Source organism: Pantoea sp. QMID4, assembly GCF_030270445.1.
Taxonomy (GTDB): domain Bacteria; phylum Pseudomonadota; class Gammaproteobacteria; order Enterobacterales; family Enterobacteriaceae; genus Pantoea; species Pantoea vagans.
The window spans coordinates 175,672-193,730 of record NZ_BSXL01000005.1; the positions used below are offsets into that span (position 1 = coordinate 175,672).

At 53.4% G+C, this 18,059-nt stretch carries 17 protein-coding genes; 8 read left to right on the forward strand and 9 right to left on the reverse strand.

The genetic code is table 11. The features are described 5' to 3' along the window. Positions 1-2 precede the first annotated feature (2 nt). On the reverse strand, positions 3-1,469 hold the full coding sequence (ascF, locus tag QSK07_RS12815) for a PTS cellobiose/arbutin/salicin transporter subunit IIBC (RefSeq protein WP_285721633.1): 1,467 nt from the start codon (positions 1,467-1,469) through the stop codon (positions 3-5). A 258-nt stretch (positions 1,470-1,727) separates the two neighbouring features. Here ascF and QSK07_RS12820 point away from each other — a divergent pair, with 258 nt between their 5' ends. Beyond that, positions 1,728-2,744 carry a LacI family DNA-binding transcriptional regulator gene (locus QSK07_RS12820; protein ID WP_285721632.1) on the forward strand — a complete coding sequence of 339 codons (1,017 nt, stop codon included), beginning with the start codon at positions 1,728-1,730 and terminating at the stop codon, positions 2,742-2,744. Here the strand turns inward: QSK07_RS12820 and QSK07_RS12825 are convergent. Further along, positions 2,741-3,490, reverse strand: a complete 750-nt coding sequence (locus QSK07_RS12825; RefSeq protein ID WP_285721631.1) for a DeoR/GlpR family DNA-binding transcription regulator — start codon at positions 3,488-3,490, stop codon at positions 2,741-2,743. The two genes, QSK07_RS12820 and QSK07_RS12825, sit on opposite strands and share 4 nt — an antisense overlap. A gap of 76 nt (positions 3,491-3,566) precedes the next feature. Further along, the gene (locus tag QSK07_RS12830; protein ID WP_285721630.1) at positions 3,567-4,829 is read right to left on the reverse strand and encodes a DUF1479 domain-containing protein; all 1,263 of its coding nucleotides are present in this window, start codon (positions 4,827-4,829) and stop codon (positions 3,567-3,569) included. A 252-nt stretch (positions 4,830-5,081) separates the two neighbouring features. On the opposite strand from QSK07_RS12830, the gene QSK07_RS12835 reads away from it, so the two are divergent. Further along, positions 5,082-5,903, forward strand: coding sequence for a Cof-type HAD-IIB family hydrolase (locus QSK07_RS12835; protein ID WP_098050014.1), 822 nt, complete (start codon positions 5,082-5,084; stop codon positions 5,901-5,903). A 30-nt stretch (positions 5,904-5,933) separates the two neighbouring features. Here QSK07_RS12835 and QSK07_RS12840 read toward each other — a convergent pair whose 3' ends face one another. Continuing rightward, positions 5,934-6,326 (reverse strand): winged helix-turn-helix transcriptional regulator, encoded by a 393-nt coding sequence (locus QSK07_RS12840; RefSeq protein WP_285721629.1) that lies wholly within the window; start codon positions 6,324-6,326, stop codon positions 5,934-5,936. Between the two features lie 110 nt (positions 6,327-6,436). Here QSK07_RS12840 and QSK07_RS12845 point away from each other — a divergent pair, with 110 nt between their 5' ends. Next, positions 6,437-7,486, forward strand: coding sequence for an NAD(P)-dependent alcohol dehydrogenase (locus tag QSK07_RS12845; RefSeq protein WP_285721628.1), 1,050 nt, complete (start codon positions 6,437-6,439; stop codon positions 7,484-7,486). Positions 7,487-7,704: 218 nt separating this feature from the next. Here the strand turns inward: QSK07_RS12845 and QSK07_RS12850 are convergent, their stop codons facing one another. The 3 genes from QSK07_RS12850 to QSK07_RS12860 form a co-directional block, all read right to left on the reverse strand. After that, complete coding sequence (locus QSK07_RS12850) at positions 7,705-8,391, reverse strand: RipA family octameric membrane protein (RefSeq protein ID WP_098050017.1); 687 nt, start codon at positions 8,389-8,391, stop codon at positions 7,705-7,707. Positions 8,392-8,484: 93 nt separating this feature from the next. Next, positions 8,485-8,727, reverse strand: coding sequence for a hypothetical protein (locus tag QSK07_RS12855; protein WP_098050018.1), 243 nt, complete (start codon positions 8,725-8,727; stop codon positions 8,485-8,487). Between the two features lie 2 nt (positions 8,728-8,729). Next, positions 8,730-8,954, reverse strand: a complete 225-nt coding sequence (locus tag QSK07_RS12860) for a hypothetical protein (RefSeq protein WP_275221978.1) — start codon at positions 8,952-8,954, stop codon at positions 8,730-8,732. Positions 8,955-9,185: 231 nt separating this feature from the next. Here QSK07_RS12860 and QSK07_RS12865 point away from each other — a divergent pair, with 231 nt between their 5' ends. Both QSK07_RS12865 and QSK07_RS12870 read left to right on the forward strand, forming a co-directional pair. Beyond that, the gene (locus tag QSK07_RS12865) at positions 9,186-9,494 is read left to right on the forward strand and encodes a hypothetical protein (RefSeq protein ID WP_275221976.1); all 309 of its coding nucleotides are present in this window, start codon (positions 9,186-9,188) and stop codon (positions 9,492-9,494) included. Between the two features lie 181 nt (positions 9,495-9,675). Continuing rightward, the gene (locus QSK07_RS12870) at positions 9,676-10,770 is read left to right on the forward strand and encodes a sensor domain-containing diguanylate cyclase (RefSeq protein ID WP_285721627.1); all 1,095 of its coding nucleotides are present in this window, start codon (positions 9,676-9,678) and stop codon (positions 10,768-10,770) included. Between the two features lie 36 nt (positions 10,771-10,806). On the opposite strand, the gene map is transcribed toward QSK07_RS12870, so the two are convergent. Both map and QSK07_RS12880 read right to left on the reverse strand, forming a co-directional pair. Beyond that, positions 10,807-11,592 carry a type I methionyl aminopeptidase gene (map, locus tag QSK07_RS12875; protein ID WP_285721626.1) on the reverse strand — a complete coding sequence of 262 codons (786 nt, stop codon included), beginning with the start codon at positions 11,590-11,592 and terminating at the stop codon, positions 10,807-10,809. Further along, the gene (locus tag QSK07_RS12880; protein WP_098050023.1) at positions 11,589-11,834 is read right to left on the reverse strand and encodes a ParD-like family protein; all 246 of its coding nucleotides are present in this window, start codon (positions 11,832-11,834) and stop codon (positions 11,589-11,591) included. The genes map and QSK07_RS12880 overlap by 4 nt, the downstream gene beginning before the upstream one ends. A 467-nt stretch (positions 11,835-12,301) precedes the next feature. On the opposite strand from QSK07_RS12880, the gene QSK07_RS12885 reads away from it, so the two are divergent. Genes QSK07_RS12885 through QSK07_RS12895 form a run of 3 tightly spaced genes read left to right on the forward strand, consistent with a single transcriptional unit; the run spans position 12,302 to position 18,043 of the window. Beyond that, positions 12,302-13,450: an efflux RND transporter periplasmic adaptor subunit gene (locus tag QSK07_RS12885; protein ID WP_285721625.1), complete on the forward strand. Its 1,149-nt coding sequence runs from the start codon at positions 12,302-12,304 to the stop codon at positions 13,448-13,450. A gap of 1 nt (position 13,451) precedes the next feature. Beyond that, positions 13,452-16,613, forward strand: coding sequence for an efflux RND transporter permease subunit (locus tag QSK07_RS12890; protein ID WP_285721624.1), 3,162 nt, complete (start codon positions 13,452-13,454; stop codon positions 16,611-16,613). Further along, the gene (locus QSK07_RS12895) at positions 16,613-18,043 is read left to right on the forward strand and encodes an efflux transporter outer membrane subunit (RefSeq protein WP_098050026.1); all 1,431 of its coding nucleotides are present in this window, start codon (positions 16,613-16,615) and stop codon (positions 18,041-18,043) included. The genes QSK07_RS12890 and QSK07_RS12895 overlap by 1 nt, the downstream gene beginning before the upstream one ends. Positions 18,044-18,059: the final 16 nt, after the last annotated feature.

Below are 18,059 nucleotides of genomic sequence, written 5' to 3' on the forward strand. Positions count from 1 at the left end.
CTTTAGTGGCTATTAATCGCGTTGGTGCGTTCAGTAACCGGCGCAGGTCGCGCAGCGGGACTGGATTCGGATTTCGTTTCAGTTTCCGCTTCGGGAATATCTTCAAATCCTAACAGCAGCGTCAGCACAAACGACAGCACCACCGACAACACCATGACCGCACCGACCCAGACGATACTCATGGGATTAGCCGGGTCGAAGAACTGTACGCTGGTGAAAAGGCCTGGTGAGGCCATCGAGTGGCTGGCCAGCCCGCCAATGCCCGCGACCGCGCCGCAGATAAAACCGCTGATCAGACAGGCGATCAGCGGCCGTTTCAGACGAACCGCCACCCCATACAGCGCCGGTTCAGAAATGCCGGCAATGATGGCAGACGCTGCTGCTGCCAGTGCTGTCTGCCGCAGTTCACGGTTTTTAGTGCGGAACGCCACTGCCAGCGACGACCCGCCCAGCGAAAGGTTGGCACCAATTTCAGACGGCATCACCATGCCTTCTTTGCCGGTTTCGGCAATGGTCTGGATGATGGTCGGCGTGAACACGCGATGCATCCCGGTCATCACCAGCAGTGGCCAGATGGCACCCATAATTGCGACGGAAAGCCAGCCAAGATAGCCATGGATGGTGTAGACCAGGGCCGAAATACCGCTGCCGATCCAGATGCCAATCGGACCAATCAGCACAATCGCGATGGGGGCAGCAATCAGCACAATCAGCATCGGTTTCAGGAAGTTTTTGGTGACGGCGGGTGTAATGCGATCCACGCCGCGCTCAATATGGGACAGGATCCAGGTCATCACCAGTGCGGGGATCACCGTGTAGGTGTATTTCACCGCGGTAACCGTAATGAAAGCAAACTCGACCGGCTGACCCTGCGCGGCTTTTGCCATCAGCTCGACAAAATTGGGGTGAACCAGCACACCGGCAATGGCGATTGCCAGCGACATATTGGATTTGAATTTTAGCGCCGCAGAGGCGGCCACCATGACCGGCAGGAAGAAGAATGCGCCGTCTCCAATCACGTTGAGTATCACCAGCGTTGACGAGCCTTTTTCAAACACGCCCGCCATATCCAGAATCATCGCCAGCAGCTTAACCATTGACCCGCCAATAATCGCCGGGATCAGCGGAGACATTGTGCCCACAAGCGCATCCAGAATGCCTGCGCCGATGCCTCGCAGGGTGATTTTTCGTTTTAACGGTTTAGTCGTTACCGCGCCGGTCGATCCCAGTGCCAGTACCGCCTGGTACGCCTGCGAAACGTTATTTCCGATGATCACCTGGCACTGTGTGTCGTTGTGAACCACGCCCATAACGCCCTTAATCGCTTTAAGGCGGGCACAGTCGGCCCGGATATCGTTTTTCACCACAAACCGCAGGCGGGTCATGCAGTGAGTTACGGCTTCGATATTGGTGAGGCCGCCTAGCGCATCGACAATGGCGCGAGACATCTCGACATAGTTCATGGGCATAATCGCTCTTCTCTGTAGGGTAAATCGGTTAACGTTTTTATGTTTTTATCGGCTGTTGTCAGGCAAATAGGAAACCGGTTTCACAAAATCATGAAGTGCTTTCAGTGGGCCGACAAGTGGGAAAATCAACCAGATTTCTTTTTTGTGAACTTCATCACTTCCGGCGGGCCGGGTATCTGTGCCAGCGGGCAGGGTAAATATTTCCAACACTAAGAGGCTCAGGTAGACTGCAGAGCGACGCAGCAAAGGAGCTTCACCATGGCAACGATTCAGGAAGTGGCAAAGAGGGCGGGCGTCTCAAAAGCGACGGTGTCACGTGTATTGTCCGGCAATGGCTATGTCGGTCAGGAGAAGCGCGAGAGGGTGCTGAAGGCGATTGCTGAAACCGGCTACCGACCCAATCTGCTGGCGCGCAACCTGGCGACTAAAACGTCTCAGACTATCGGACTGGTGATCACTAATACGCTCTACAGCGGCAGCTACTTCACTGAGTTGATGGCGCACTCCGCGCGTATCATGGAGCAGCAGGGCCGCCAGCTGATTCTTGCGGACGGCAAACACACCGCTGAGCAGGAAGAAGCGGCGATTCAGTTTTTGCTCGACCTGCGCTGTGACGGCATCATTATCTACCCGCGCTTTCTGAGTATCGACGCGCTGGATGCGATTATCTCCCGACATAAACAGCCGATACTGGTCATCAACCGACGGCTGCGCGTCAACCAGAGCTACTGCATTTACAGCGATCAGCACGCCAGCAGCACTACAGCGGTAACCCATCTGCTGAATCAGGGGCATCGCGACATCGCCTTTATTACCGGTTCTCTGGATTCCCCGACCGGCGTTGAACGTCTGTCAGGCTATCATGCTGCGCTTGCCGCTAAGGGGCTGGAAGCGGACGACCGCCGCGTTGTGGCGGGTAAATGGACGGCACAGAGCGGTATGGCCGCCGTGAGCACGTTGCTGGAACGCAACGCCTCATTCACGGCGCTGGTGGCGAGTAATGATGAAATGGCGATTGGTGCCATCAAGCGGCTGACCGAATACGGCATCGCGGTGCCCGATCAGGTATCGGTTATAGGCTTCGATGATATCCCGCTGGCACCCTATATCACGCCGTCGTTATCCAGTATGAAGCTGCCGGTGACGGAGATGATCGATGAGACGATTAACCGCTTGCTGACCATGCTGGATGGCGGTGACTGGTACAGTCAGGCGCCTTTCACGGCCAGCCTGATGCTGCGCGATTCCGTTACAAAAGGCCCCTGGTCTGCTTAATTTGCCGCAATCTGAATCACCTCAATGGCCTGTTCCCTGAGCTGCGTGACGGTTCCCGCATCCAGCGTTTCATCGGTAATCACATGACCGATCTGGTAACCGGATGAGAGCGGATAAGGGTGAATCTGCCCGAATTTAGAGGCATCGGTCAGGGCATAGCTTTCAGCACCTTTCGCCAGCACCGCATCCACCACATCACAGCGCAGCATATTGCGGCCGGTGAAGCCGGTCTCCGGGTGCCAGCCATCCACACCCACAAACGCTCTGTGAAAATGAACCTGCTGAATGGAGTAACGCGTCAACGGGCCGACCACCGACTCACTGCTTTTCTGCAGCAATCCACCCAGCACAATCACTTCACAGGTGGCGTCCCGCAGAAGCTGGGCAATATAGTGATTGACGGTGATCAGCGTCAGATCGGCACGGTCAGACAGCGCACGCGCCAGTAGTGCATTGGTACTGCCCCCTTCGATGAACACCGATTCACCCGTTTGCACCAGGCTGGCGGCGTGTTGCGCCAGCGCCTGCTTGGTGGAATAGCGGGTGTTCATACGGGTGCCGACATTGTCACTGTCCAGCGCCAGCGCGGAGCCATGCACCCGGCGCAGCAGCCGGTCGCGTTCCAGCAGCGTGAGATCCTGACGCACCGTCACTTCAGAAACACCGGTCAGCTGCGCCAGTTCACTGACCGTTACGCTGCCCCGGTTATTAACTATTTGAATAATATGATGATGTCGCGGATTCATAATTGGGTTTCGCCAGGAATAAAACGTGCAGTGTATCGGGGAATCCCCCGCACCGATGCACAACGCGGGGTCAGAGTCAGGCTAAATCCAGTGAACGACGTCCGTTAAGATTAAGATCTTCCGGCTTAAAACGCTGATCCCACCCGGCTTCATAATCTTCCGGCGGAAAATCGCCTGGTGAACGTCCCTGCTCCAGCGCCTGCGCAACCTGGCGGGCGTAGACGCGGTTTTTATCACACATCGGCGCAGCGGGGATATACATGACGTTGCCCCAGCCCTGCTGATCGTCCACCGATGCAACGGAATGGATCACATCACAGTGCCACCACACTGAATCGCCCGCCTCCAGAGCGGGGATTGAACAGAGTCCGGCGATCAGGTGCGGATGCCACTGCTCATTGACAGGCAACACCCGACCCGGCGCGACACCACAGAGTTCATCTTCAGGCACATCGGAAAGCAGCGGGCGCAGCAGAATATATGCCATCGCCTGCGGCACCGGCACCACATGCAGCAACCCCTGGCCAGGGATCATATCGGAGAGTGCGGTCCAGCCCTGAAATGTGCGGAACACTGAACACTTAGTCGTGCCAGGCAGATCATACTCGTTGACTTCGGTACGATGTGCTGCATCCCAGGGATCGTAAGCGGCAAAGTCGCCGTGAAACAGCTTGCTGAAAACCTGCTGATAAGCGGGCAATAACCAGCGTTCAAGCGCGCCGGAATCAGTATGGGCACCTAATCCTTTCGACGTGGTGCCGGGCAAACGGCGACGAATGCGATCGGGATAGATCGTGCTGACATCGGGATCAAACCATTGTCTGCCCTGAGAGTTGAACGCCCATAACCGGTTCAGAAAAGACTGTGCATCAGCCATCGCCGCACTCTGCCGCGCTTCCATCTGCGCTTGCGACCAGTAAATAGGGTAGATTTCGGGGCGTGAGGCCGCGAGCGTGCCAAAGAAATCATCACCGGGACCGCGGTATTGCTCATCAAAACGGTTGTGATCCAGGTAATCGAGCATCGACTTATCCCACGCCAGCGCCTTATCACGTGCGAAGTGCTGCTTAATCACTACACAGCCACGACGTTTAATAAGCGATCGGGTTTCATTTGAAACTTTGCCTTGTATTATGTTCTGCATCGGCACGACCGGCCAGGCACTGCCGGTTCGCGCTTCGTCCGCTTTTGCCTCCGCAATCGTGGCAGCAATGTTGTCGCACACCTGACGAAAAAGGGCATTCACGTCGCCAATTTGCTGGCGTAGTTGCTGTTTCATTTCGCGGATAGCGCTTTTAACGTCACCAGGCAAAGGTGTCGCTCGGGATTCATCAGGCATAGCACACTCCTCAACGTTCGGGTTGAATTACGAATGCAATTTAAATAACCTTCACTCGTAAATTCGACTGAGGCTAACATTCTTTTAACGATAAAAAACGTGCGTTGTAACACAACTTCTTAACCGGAACGCTCTGAAAGCCGTTAGCAAAGTCACTATTTGCATTCTCATTAATCCACACAGCGAGTAAGCTTTATAAATGAAATCAATCAGCCGGCAGGACAGAACGGCGAACGTATAGGGGCAGGCGAGATGGCGGTTAAGATGATTGCGGTGGATATGGACGGCACCTTTCTGGACGATAATAAGCAGTACAACGTTCAGCGGTTTTCACGTCAGTATGCACTGCTGAAGCAGAAGGGCATTCATTTTGTGGTGGCCAGTGGTAATCAGTATTACCAGCTGCAGCGCTATTTTCCCGACCTCAAAGATGAGATCGCTTTTGTGGCAGAAAATGGCGCCTGGGTATCTGACTGCAATGAAGAGATTTTCTGCGGTGAATTAGCGCAGGAGAAGGTGCATAAGATCCTCGATATTCTGGCGCATGAACCGGATATCGCGGTGGTGGTGTGCGGACGGAAGGGTGCCTATATGCATTCTTCTGCCTCTGATGAGGTGATGGACCAGCTGGCAAACCACTATCACCGTCTGGAAAAGCGCGATGATCTGTATGCCATTAATGACACTATCTTCAAGTTCTCGCTTAAGCTGGCACATGAAGGGGTGGAAGCACTACTGCAACGCCTGCACGCCCGTCTGGGCGAGCTGGAAAACATCATGCATCCGGTTTCCAGCGGCTTTGGCTTTATTGACCTTATCATTCCCGGCTGCCATAAAGCCCACGGCATCGCGCTGTTGCAGAAAAAATGGGGCATCAGTGATTGTGAAGTGCTGGCGATTGGCGACAGCGCGAATGATATCGAGATGCTGCGCCAGGCCTGCTTTAGTTTCTCAATGGCCAATGCGGCCGACGTTGTCGCCGCGGTGGCGCGCTACCAGACGCAGAGCAACAATGACGAGGGCGCGCTGAATGTGATTGCGCGCGTGCTGGCGCGCGAATTCCCGTTCGATTAAGACACTGTAACCTCGTTAACGGGCGGCGCTTTATTCGCCACTGTCCTGATGGCTGCGTGCATGATTTTCCATTTCATCCAGCGCAGCCTGATTCTCCAGCCCCCATTGATACATCTGCTCGATCGGCTGTGCGAAGGTATGGCCCAGCGCCGTGAGGCTGTATTCCACCTTTGGCGGCACAACCTGCCACACATGACGTGACACGAGTCCGCGTTGTTCCAGTTCACGCAGCGTCTGGATCAGCATCTTCTTCGAAATGCCCTGCAGGCTGCGCTCCAGTTCGCCCGTGCGTGCCCGATTTTCCGGCCAGTGATAGAGCGCATGTAGCACCATTGTGCTCCACTTCACCGAAAACAGTTCCAGCAGACGGCGCGGTGGTGAGTCCGCATAAAAGCACAGTTTACCGTCAACCCAGACCGGCATAATGACCTTCCTGTTTAATAGTAACCAAAAGGTAACTACTACCAAAAGTGGTTCCGTGTGTCTATAGTGTGCCGCTTTCTTTACGACCATCAGGTAAGAAGAGGCAACAGATGAAAATTAACGCGCTGGTAGCAACTCAGGCAGATCAACCGCTCAAGGCGGGTGAGATTGAGTTACGCGATCTGCAGGCTGATGATGTAAAAATTGAGATTCTCTACTGCGGCGTCTGCCACTCTGACCTGCATATGGCGCGCAATGAATGGAGTGTCAGCCGTTATCCGCTGGTGCCCGGTCACGAGATTGTTGGTCGCGTGCTTGCAACAGGTGACAACGTCACTAGATTCTCTGTTGGAGAGACGGTTGGCGTTGGCGTGATGGTCGATTCCTGCCGTGAGTGTCACTTCTGTCAGCAGCATGAAGAGCAGTACTGTGAGGCGGGTTTCACGCCGACCTATAACGGCACCGATAAATATTCAGGTAATACGACGTTTGGCGGCTATGCGCAGCATGTTATCGCCGACCAGCATTTTGTGGTCACGGTGCCGGTTAATCTGGCGCTGAACGCGGTGGCTCCACTGCTGTGCGCTGGCGTGACCGTCTGGTCACCCTTGCAGCACTTCAACATCAAAGCAGGCGATCGTGTGGGTGTGGTCGGTCTGGGCGGCCTGGGTCATATGGCGGTTAAGCTGGCCAGTGCGCTGGGTGCGGAGGTAACTCTATTTACGACCTCTCCGGCGAAAGGGGCTGATGCGCGTCGGCTGGGTGCTGAACATGTGGTGGTCTCGCGAGACGCAGCCCAGATGGCCGGGTGTCAGGCGTCGCTGGATATTATCCTGGACTGTGTTGCGGCACCTCACGACCTCGATCCTTATCTCAGCACGCTGAAAACCAACGGTCAGCTGGTGCTGGTGGGGATCCCCGATCAACCGCATCCGTCACCGAATGTCACGCCAATGGTGTTCCGCCGCCTGAGTATCTCGGGCACCTCAATTGGCAGCATTCAGGAGACGCAGCAGATGCTCGACTTCTGTGGTGAGCACAATATCACGGCTGACGTAGAGATGATTACCGGTGAAGAGGTGGAAACTGCCTTTGAACGCATGCTGATCAGTGATGTGAAATATCGTTTCGTCATCGATATGCAGAAAACCCGCTGGTAATACGCCTGGCCCGCGGTGAAAGCGGGCCTTCAGGTAGCGTTCAGTAAGTTGCAGTGCAAAAGGCAGAGACTGTTTATAGTTACAACATACTAATTGCTGTGAATTTGCTGTTCCATTTATCTCTGTGCAGCAAAAGCTATTAAGCAAAAGCGTCTTTTAGCAGCCAAAATATACCCGACTCACTGGCCGGGTATCTGCTTTAACGTCAGTGAAGGTCGTTAATTTTGCTCTTTATCCGCGTTACTCTTTTCGGGTTCATCTTTTTCAACAGCATGAATAAAAGGTTTAAGCAGCTGTATATCCAGAATGACATAAACCATGGTGCTGATGAAAAGCGAGATGACACTGCCAAACACGCCGCTGGTGGTAAACGTCAGATAGTTATAAATCACCAGCCAGGTCACACAGATAAACAGTGCGAGCGAAATTGAAAGATTGGGCACAGAGTAATTGCTGGTGCCACCGCCCTGAGTATGGGTGGCTTTAAACAGGTTACCGATGGCGTACTTCTCCAGCACCAGAATACTCTTTTCCCAGTTATGCTGCTTACGCGCGCTGGCACGGGTCAGGAAGAGATAAAGAATGGAGGTGAAGAAACCCGAGAAGGCGATGAGCACCGGAATCGCTTCCAGCGCATACTTGATACTCTTATGCGCCGCGCCCGTGGCGCTAAGATCCAGCGTCAGCGAGGCTCCCAGCGCAGCATATAAAAAGAGAAACAGCAGCAGAAAAGTCAGGCTGCGCTTCCAGTCGCTGTCTGCCTCTGCACTTTTCTGCTGAATGGCCAGTTGAAGCGATTGCTGAATGTGTTGTGCCTGGAGTGAGTCAGTATCGAAGGTGTCGCAGGGTGCAGCAAAGAAGTTGTGCATAAACAGCTCATCTTCTTTGTGAATAGTGATTTTCATCAGAAACCTGTGTGCGGAAAATTTTCTCTATTCTAATCAGCACGGGATGAATTAACAGTAACTTCGCCAGTAAACCCGCAGCCCCATGCTGACTTAGCGGGATAGCAGACCCGAAAGAGAGCTGAAAAGCGAATCCGTTGCAAAATTCTGCGCAGCGTTACCCTCATCGTGACGCAACTGCTGATAGCGTAAAAGCGCCGCATCAGTGTTATCGGCATTGATAACGTCCCACACCACTTTATAGCCTTCAGCTGCTAATAGATCCTGCTGATCCTGGCTTACATGATTCACGGCCCTGACTGTCTGGTCCTTTTGAAACACACGATAATCTGGCATGTTTATTTCTCCGCAGGGTTGTCCAGTGCTTTAAACTGCTTGATCGCTTCATTGATATTATTCGTTTCAACGGTCGCGATACAGCGATCGCCGTTAAAAACTTCATAGCGGGCATTATGCAGCTGAAATAATAAATCCCGCCCACGAAAGTGTATACGTTTCTGCTTAACGCCAATCCCATGCCGCCTTAATAGCGCCTGTGACAGGCGATCGGTCTCATTAATCATTCCTTCAGCTCCTCGGCAGTGCGTGGTCACTACCAGTAAACCTGATGAACATTAGTTTTATATTAAGAGATAACCTTATTTTTAACAGGGCCAAAGCGCGCCTTTCAGAGAAATTACCTGATAGCAGGAACGTGGGGAAACATAAGCCTGCAGAAAGGCTGCCATTCGCTGCGTTAATAGGCCCTGAATGCGGTACACTTGACCGGACAACCTGCCACAGGACACGCCGCTATGAGCGATAAGAAGATGATTTCCATTGATCAGTTCAATGCTGATGAACGTCTGGCCGTCGAGCAAACTTATAAAGGGCTGGCTGAAAAGTACCGTCAGCGAACCGGTAAAGAGCCGGATAGTAAAAAAGAGAAAGAATTTAACAGTGAAGCACGGCAGATGGTGATGGCCAGTAAGCTGGAGAAAGAGAGGGCGAAGGCAGAAAAGGAGAAGAAAAAACCGCTGCGTAAAAAGAAACCTGAGTCACTTACCGCCACTGAAGTCAGTGATTTCAACTGGTCGGCCTCAATTGTCAAAGGCCGCCGATAGTCTCCGTGTGCGCGCTGTCATGGCGCGCACATACTCTTTTCCGACCAGCATCGGTTGCCTAAGTTGCATATGTCGCGGAGTAAAAACACTAGTTATGCTATAAGAATATTCTGCAAATAATTAACCCTGTTTCATCATTTGCCGATAAACTGCCGTAACCTGTCGCTGCTTCAGTCCGCCTATGAATTATTACACTCCTGACGATGTTCAACTGAAGCGCCGATCTACGCGATTTGTGCGACGAATGTTCATGATGCGCCAGCTCGGCACCTTTCTCTGTTTTCTGCCCATTCTGTCGGTTCTGATGGAGATGGGAAAAAGCGCAGCACTTTGTGCTCTTCTCTTTACCAATGCATTTATCTGGCCTTATGCCGCCTATCGAATGGCATTGCTGTCGCGCGATCCGACCGGTTCTGAGCGTAAGAATCTGACACTGGATGCCGCTCTTGGCGGCGTCTGGGTTGCTGCGATGGCACTGAGTCCGCTGCCTTCAATTATTATCATGGCAGTGCTGATCTCCGATCGCTACTCGGCAGGCGGCTGGATTCAGCTGAAGTCCGCGCTGCTGGCCTTTCTGTTTGCCTTTGTGCTGGTCTGGTCAGCGGAAAAGGCACCCCTGGTGCTGACGTTCAGTACCCGGACCGTCTGGCTGACACTGCCGCTGGCCAGCCTGTATCTGCTGGCACTCAGTGTGGTGTCACACAATCTGACGCTGAGTCTGCGCCAGAAGAACCGCGAGCTGGAACGCATTGCGCTGATGGACCCCAGTCTTAAAATCCCTAATCGCCGGCTGTTTGAGCGCCGGCTGGAAAGTGAGTTTTTGCGCACGCAGCGAGGCGAGGGCAAAGCCTGGTTAATGCTGCTGGATGTCGACCACTTCAAACAGGTTAACGATACCTATGGACATGAAGCGGGTGACTTTTTGCTGGCAGAGATTTCGGCACTGCTGCGTAACAGCGTCGGCCTGAAAGATGTGCCTGCCCGATTTGGCGGCGATGAGTTGTGTGTGATCGTACGGGATGCGGATGAAACCAGCATCCTGCTGCTGGCAGAGAAAACCAGGCAGGGAATTGCCCTGTTGCGGCTGCCAGCGTCATCCACCTATCAGTGTTCGGTGAGTATTGGGATTGCGGCAGCACGTGATGCAGCATCGATTCATGAGTGGCTGAGAGGTGCTGATGAGGCGCTTTATCAGGTGAAACGTGCAGGCCGCAACAATGTGCAGATATGGCATTCAGACTCGCTGAACACACTCAGTGCAATCAGGAGCAAATGAAGAAGGCAGCCTGAGATCGCGTCTCAGGCTGAGTAATTAAATCGCCGGGTAGTCGCCAGTGCCTTCAGGCCACGGCGTCAGCAGATCGAAACCCTCTTCAGTAACGGCGACAGTATGTTCCCACTGCGCCGAGAGTGAGCGATCTTTGGTCACGACTGTCCAGCCATCTGACAGCACGCTGGTCCCGGCTTTACCGGCATTAATCATTGGTTCGATAGTGAAGATCATACCGGCCTTCAGGGGCATTCCTTCACCCGGGGTGCCGTAATGCAGCACCTGCGGATCGGTGTGATAAATCTCCCCCACACCGTGCCCGCAATACTCCCGTACTACAGAAAAACCGGCAGCTTCTGCAACACGCTGGATTGCCGCGCCCACATCGCCCAGCGTCGCGCCAGGACGGACGGTTTTGATCCCCGCAACCATCGATTGATAGGTGATCTCAACCAGACGCTTTGCACGGACTGACGGCGTGCCGACAAAGTACATCCGGCTGGTATCGCCATACCAGCCATCTTTGATGACCGCCACATCGATATTAACGATATCGCCATCCTTAAGCTTTTTGCTGGCTGGTATACCGTGGCACACCACGTGATTGACCGACGTGCAGGTTGTGCGGGTATAGCCGTGATAGCCGATGTTCGCGGGCGTTACTTTGAGTTCATTCACAATGAAGTCGTGACAGATATCATCCAGCTCTTCGGTGGTAATGCCGGGGCGAACGTGCGGTGTAATCATCGCCAGTACCTGCGCCGCAGCCTGTCCGGCTGCGCGCGCCATCTCAATCTCCGCGGCGGTATGAATTTTAACGGTGTTCATGACACGTTTCCTTGTGTGGTGAGGCTCTCTTTATGGAGCATATTGCGGATATCAGCGCTGCCGTCCAGTTCAAGCCGGATCAGCATCTGCGCCAGTTGGTGTTGGGTCTGCTGCGGATAGAGTTCAGCCAGCATGCCGAGTTTTAGCCAGTGTTCAGCCTGTGCATTAATCGAGCGGCTCATCGCCTGACTGGCGATGCGCAGATTTTCATGCATCAGGTCGGAGATTTTTACGATACCCATATGAGCCTTATATGAAACGTATATATTTCGTATAGAGTAACGTCTGCGGGCCGATTTGCAAAGCGACGAAATGTTTTGCCTGCCTGAATCGGCTCAGGATTCACTCAATGTCTCCGCCAGCAGGGATGCCTTAACTGAAAACAGGGAAAGTCATTCATTACCGAAGAGATTATTTAGCGGGTATAAGTGCTGTAAAAAAATGCTCATAAGTGGCCTCATCAGATCCAGCATCCGCCTTTTATAACATTGCTGGGTTTACCTGCTCATTTGAAGTCAGCGTTACAATCCAAATCCGTAGAGGACACTGCTCAACGTGTGGTCATCCGTGCGCTGGCCTGACGCCTGACAATAAATACAAGCCACCTTCATATATTTTCGGACATCCTTCTTTTCGTTTTGCTGACATACATTTTATTGCTGATTAATTAAACTGCACGCTGAGAATGAACGTTCATTACAGGATTTTTATGAGAAAATTTCAGCGCAGTATCATCGCCGGACTTGTGATGATTGTGGCGGCCTGCGATCAAAACAGTCAGCAACCAGATGGAAATATGACAACAGAGGTCGGTGTGAAAACCTTGCAAACCGAATCTGTGACGCTGGATAGTCAGCTGGCCGGACGCGTAACGGGCAGTATGACGTCAGATGTCAGGCCCCAGGTAGAGGGCATCATCCAGAAACGTCTGTTTGCAGAAGGTGATGAAGTTAAAGCCGGGCAGATCCTTTACCAGATCGATCCCGCCAGCTATCAGGCCAGTTACGATCAGGCTCTGGCACAGCTGAAAAATGCTCAGGCGCTAGTGAAAAGCAGTAAATTAAAAGCCGAACGCTATGCTGCGCTGGTTAAAGAGAATGGCGTGTCACGGCAGGATGCTGATGATGCCCAGGCAACGTATCAGCAGAACGTCGCCTCTGTTGACCAGTACCGTGCTGCCGTGGAAAGTGCCCGTATTAATCTGAATTACACCCAAATCAAAGCGCCGATCAGTGGTCGTATTGGGATCTCATCGGTAACGCCTGGTGCACTGGTCACCGCTAGCCAGACTTCTGCACTGGCAACGATACGCGCGCTCGATCCCATCTACGTCGATCTCACACAATCCAGTGTGCAACTGCTGAAACTGAAGCGCCAGCAAGCGTCGCTGAAGCAGAGCGCCAATGCCGTCCCCGTGACGGTGAATCTGGAAGATGGTACGGCCTATGAGCATCCCGGAAAGCTGGAGCTGACCGAAGTCTCAGTAGATGAAGCCACGGGCACAGTAACGCTGCGCGCGATCTTCCCGAATCCGCAACATGAACTTCTGCCTGGCATGTATGTTCGTGCCAGCGTCACCAATGGTGTACAGAGCAATGCGATTCTGGCGCCGCAGCAAGGAATTACCCGGGATGTAAAAGGCAACGCCACTGCGCTGGTGGTAGATAACGAGAGCAAAGTAGAAAACCGGGACGTCGTAGCCGACCGCGTGATTGGCAATAAATGGCTGATTACCTCGGGACTGAACCGCGGTGACAAGCTGATTGTGGAAGGCACCGCTAAAGTTCAGCCGGGCATGCGCGTCAAGGCTGTCGAAGTGACGCCAGACGCTAAAGCCGCAACCGGCGAGGGCAAATGATATGCTGGCTCAGTTCTTTATTCGTCGTCCGGTTTTCGCCTGGGTAATCGCCCTGTGCATCATGATGTTCGGCATCCTGAGCATTAACAGCCTGCCGGTGGCGCAATATCCGGATGTGGCACCGCCACAAATCAGTATTCAGGCAACCTATACCGGTGCTTCTGCTGAAACGCTGGAGAGCAGCGTGACTCAGGTCATTGAGCAGCAGCTTACCGGGCTGGATGGGTTGCTCTATTTCGATGCCACCAGCACTGCTTCCACCGGCCAGGTCAAAATCAACGTCACTTTCCAGCAGGGAACCGACCCGGATATTGCGCAGGTTCAGGTGCAGAACAAGGTTCAGCAGGCCGAGAGCCGCCTGCCGACTGCAGTCACGTCACAGGGTGTGACCGTGCAGAAAGCGCAGAGTGACTTTCTGCTCATCCTGGCGCTGTACGATAAAACTAATAAAAGCAGCTCATCAGATGTCGCCGACTATATGGTGAGTAACATGGAAGACAGTCTGGCGCGTGTGCCGGGAGTAGGCAGCGTTCAGGTATTCGGTGCTGAATATGCGATGCGTATCTGGCTCGATCCCGTCAGGCTGACTTCCTTTTCTCTGATGCCTTCCGACGTCACAACGGCACTTGAGAGTCAGAACACTCAGGTCTCCTCGGGACAGTTAGGGGCACAACCCGCCAGTAAAGAGCAACAGCTGGTGGCGACGGTCCGCTCACGTTCGCGACTGCAAACCCCTGAGCAGTTTCGCAATATCGTACTGAAAAGCCAGGCGGACGGATCAGTGGTACGACTGAGTGATGTCGCACGCGTAGAAATGGGTAATGAAGATTACAGCTCTGACGTTCTGGCGAACGGGCATCCTGCCTCCGGTATAGCCGTGCAACTGGCGTCAGGTGCCAATGCACTCTCAACCGCCGAGCAGGTGAAAGCGAAAATTAATGAGTTTCGCAGCACTATGCCTGCGGGCTATGAAATTGCTTATCCGCTCGACAGCACCGATTTCGTTAAAATCTCCATTGAAGAAGTGGTGAAAACGCTCATCGAAGCGGTGATTTTAGTGGTCATCGTGATGTTTGTTTTCCTGCAAAACATCCGTACTACGCTCATCCCGGCGATTGCTGTTCCGGTCGTGCTGCTGGGCACGTTTGGCGTGTTGTCCCTCTTTGGCTACTCGATTAATACCCTCACCATGTTCGGGATGGTGCTTGCTATCGGCTTACTGGTTGATGACGCAATCGTCGTGGTTGAAAACGTCGAACGTGTGATGCGTGAGGAGGGCTTACCCCCGCGTCAGGCGACGGAAAAATCGATGAAGGAGATTACCGGTGCGTTAATTGGTATCGCGATGGTGCTCTCAGCCGTGTTTCTGCCGATGACCTTTTTCAGCGGTTCGACGGGTGTGATCTATCGTCAGTTTTCAATCACCATTGTTTCATCGATGGTGCTGTCGGTAATTGTGGCGCTGACGCTGACGCCCGCACTCTGTGCCACCCTGCTCAAGCCGCATAATCATGAAAGCGGCAGCACAGGCTTCTTCGGCTGGTTTAATCGCAGCTATGAAAAAGTCCAGGCACGCTATCAGAATGGTGTTGGTCATGTTGTGCACAGTTCGGTTCGTTATCTGCTTCTGTATGGCGTGCTGTTGATCGGCTGTGCGGTGCTTTATATGCGCCTGCCCACGGGCTTCCTGCCGACTGAAGACCAGGGTTACATCATGGTGCAGTATCAGCTTGCTCCTGGCGCCACGGAAAACCGGACAAGTAACGTGCGTCGTAAGGTTCAGCACTACTTTGCTACCCAGGAGAAGGATAACGTCAACGTCAGCATGCTGGTCAACGGCTTCAGTTTCGCGGGCAACGGTCAGAACGCCGGTATTGGCTTTATCGCGCTGAAGAACTGGAGTGAACGGGAAGGCAGCGAAAACAGTGCTGATGCTATTGCAGGCCGCGCGATGAAGGCGCTGTCGGGCATCCGCGATGCGCAAATTTTTGTACTCACGCCCCCGCCGGTTTCCGGGCTGGGTCAGTCGAATGGCTTTACCTTCGAACTGCAGGCGCGTGGGGCGACCAGTCGCGACGAACTGCTTAAAATGCGCGATCAGCTGATTGCCGAGGCCAATAAGGATTCCGACCTCAGTGCCGTCCGCGCCAACTCACTGCCGAGCCTGCCGCAGCTGGACGTCGACATTGATGACGCCAAAGCCCAGTCGCTGGGTCTGACGATCAGTGATATTAACAGCACCTTAAGTGCGGCGATTGGGGGGAGCTACGTTAATGACTTCACCGACCGTGGTCGTGTGAAAAAAGTCTACATACAGGGGGAACAGCAGTTCCGCAGCAAGCCGGAAGATATTGATCAGTGGTATGTGCGCGGCACAGACAGCAGCAGTAACACCACGATGGTGCCGTTCTCATCTTTTGCCTCGATGAAGTGGGCGTATGGCCCCGATGTCCTGTCACGTTATAACGGCCTGGCATCTTATGAAATTCAGGGTTCGCCAGCCTCCGGCAAAAGTTCAGGGGATGCGATCACCGCGATGGAAAAGCTGGTGGCGAAGTTACCCGCTGGAAACACCTTTGCATGGAGTGGCCTCTCGTATCAGGAAAAACTCTCTGGCAATCAGGCAATGTCGCTCTATGGCATCTCACTGATTGTGGTGTTCCTGTGCCTTGCTGCTCTGTATGAGAGCTGGTCTGTGCCCTTTTCGGTCATGATGGTGGTGCCATTAGGCGTTATTGGTTCCCTTCTGGCGACGACGCTGCGCGGACTGGAAAACGACGTTTATTTCCAGGTCGCGTTGCTCACTATCATCGGACTCTCGGCGAAGAATGCCATTCTGATCGTGGAATTTGCTGAAGAGCAATATCGCAAAGGAGAGAGTCTGTTCAGGGCCGCGACGCATGCAGCAACGATGCGTTTACGTCCCATCATTATGACCTCACTGGCCTTTACCGCAGGGGTGCTGCCGCTGGCTATCTCGACAGGCGCGGGCGCGAACAGTCGTATCGCCATTGGTACCGGCATTATTGGCGGGACCTTAACCGCGACGCTGCTGGCTATCTTCTTTGTTCCGCTGTTCTTTGTGCTGGTTCGCCGTCTGTTTCCGGCCAAACCGCATGAGGAAACTCAGTCTTCAGAATCCGCAGTAAGGGTAAAGGAATAATGACAATGTCTGCAAAATGTTTAGCGGTGTTTTTGCCCTGCTTCCTTGCGGGATGTGTTTCGCTCGATCCGCATTATGCACGTCCAGATAATGCCGTAGTGGCTGCAACCCCGAGCGGGGAGGCTTACCGCAACCTGCAACAGAACGCAATTAATTATCGTGATGTGGGCTGGCAGGATTATGTGCTGGATCCCCGGCTTCGTCAGGTTGTCGCAATGGCTCTGGACAATAGCCGCGACTTGCGGGAAGCCGTGGCAAGTGTGAAGTCTGCGCATGCACAATATGGTGAGCAGCGAGCTAATCTCTTTCCCACGCTCAGCGCCGATGTGAGTGGAACCCGCTCTCGCGCGCTGACAGGAGAGGGTAATCAGACTGCATTGGGCAACAGTTACTCTGCAGAAGGGAGTGTCAGTTCATTTGAGCTGGATCTGTTTGGCAAAAATCAAAGCCTGTCTCGCCAGCAATATGAAACCTATCTTGGCACGCTGGAAGGAGCGCGAAGCACGCGTCTGACCTTACTCTATAACACGGTGGATTACTGGTTGCAGCTGGCGGCCGATCGCAGCAATCTTGAGATTGCGAAAGAGACAGCAGAGAGTACGCGACAGTCACTGGAAGTAACACGCAAACGTCTGCAAAATGGCGTGGCTTCAATGGTGGATGTCGCTTCAGCAGAAACCACATATCAGTCTGCACAGTCGGATGTGGCGAGCTATACCACCAGCGTGGCGCAGGATAAGAATGCCCTGGACCTGGTTGTGGGTAAAAGCGTGCCGGATAATCTGCTGCCGCAAAACATCGAAACTGTTGGTCAGGCATTGCGTGACGTGCCGGCGGGTGTTTCATCCGAAGCCCTGATTAATCGTCCTGATGTCTTGCAGGCTGAGCATAACCTGAAGGCAGCAAATGCCAATATCGGTGCGGCGCGTGCAAATTTCTTCCCGGACATCTCACTGACGACCAGCGGTGGCGTTGGCAGTTCCGATCTCTCTTCATTGTTTAAAAACGGGGCAGGCATCTGGTCTTTTGCGCCCAGCATCTCGCTGCCGATCTTTAAAGGTGGCTATAACGTGTCTTACCTGAACTACACCAAAGCGCAAAAAGAATATTATGTGGCAGTGTATGAAAAGGCAGTGCAAACCGCTTTTCAGGAAGTCGCAGATGCTCTGGCTCGTAAGGGCACCATCACAGATCAGCTGAACAGCCAGCGCAGCAATGTTGCTGCTTCACAAACGTATTATCATCTGGCCGATCTGCGTTATCAAAACGGGGTGGACACGTATCTGAATGCGTTAACCGCTCAGCGTACGCTCTATACCGCCAGAACCAGTCTGGTCAGCACTGAGCAGGCGTACTATCAGAACCTGAATACGTTTTACAAGGTGATGGGCGGCGGCACGGCGTTGCAGGAGTCACAACTGAAAATGTAAAAACCGGGTGCGCATT

Bases quoted from the DNA above. Each gene is read 5' to 3' on its own strand.
- ascF (WP_285721633.1), bottom strand. From the start codon at position 1,469: ATGCCCATGAACTATGTCGAGATGTCTCGCGCCATTGTCGATGCGCTA.
- QSK07_RS12820 (WP_285721632.1), top strand. From the start codon at position 1,728: ATGGCAACGATTCAGGAAGTGGCAAAGAGGGCGGGCGTCTCAAAAGCG.
- QSK07_RS12825 (WP_285721631.1), bottom strand. From the start codon at position 3,490: ATGAATCCGCGACATCATCATATTATTCAAATAGTTAATAACCGGGGC.
- QSK07_RS12830 (WP_285721630.1), bottom strand. From the start codon at position 4,829: ATGCCTGATGAATCCCGAGCGACACCTTTGCCTGGTGACGTTAAAAGC.
- QSK07_RS12835 (WP_098050014.1), top strand. From the start codon at position 5,082: ATGGCGGTTAAGATGATTGCGGTGGATATGGACGGCACCTTTCTGGAC.
- QSK07_RS12840 (WP_285721629.1), bottom strand. From the start codon at position 6,326: ATGCCGGTCTGGGTTGACGGTAAACTGTGCTTTTATGCGGACTCACCA.
- QSK07_RS12845 (WP_285721628.1), top strand. From the start codon at position 6,437: ATGAAAATTAACGCGCTGGTAGCAACTCAGGCAGATCAACCGCTCAAG.
- QSK07_RS12850 (WP_098050017.1), bottom strand. From the start codon at position 8,391: ATGAAAATCACTATTCACAAAGAAGATGAGCTGTTTATGCACAACTTC.
- QSK07_RS12855 (WP_098050018.1), bottom strand. From the start codon at position 8,727: ATGCCAGATTATCGTGTGTTTCAAAAGGACCAGACAGTCAGGGCCGTG.
- QSK07_RS12860 (WP_275221978.1), bottom strand. From the start codon at position 8,954: ATGATTAATGAGACCGATCGCCTGTCACAGGCGCTATTAAGGCGGCAT.
- QSK07_RS12865 (WP_275221976.1), top strand. From the start codon at position 9,186: ATGAGCGATAAGAAGATGATTTCCATTGATCAGTTCAATGCTGATGAA.
- QSK07_RS12870 (WP_285721627.1), top strand. From the start codon at position 9,676: ATGAATTATTACACTCCTGACGATGTTCAACTGAAGCGCCGATCTACG.
- map (WP_285721626.1), bottom strand. From the start codon at position 11,592: ATGAACACCGTTAAAATTCATACCGCCGCGGAGATTGAGATGGCGCGC.
- QSK07_RS12880 (WP_098050023.1), bottom strand. From the start codon at position 11,834: ATGGGTATCGTAAAAATCTCCGACCTGATGCATGAAAATCTGCGCATC.
- QSK07_RS12885 (WP_285721625.1), top strand. From the start codon at position 12,302: ATGAGAAAATTTCAGCGCAGTATCATCGCCGGACTTGTGATGATTGTG.
- QSK07_RS12890 (WP_285721624.1), top strand. From the start codon at position 13,452: ATGCTGGCTCAGTTCTTTATTCGTCGTCCGGTTTTCGCCTGGGTAATC.
- QSK07_RS12895 (WP_098050026.1), top strand. From the start codon at position 16,613: ATGACAATGTCTGCAAAATGTTTAGCGGTGTTTTTGCCCTGCTTCCTT.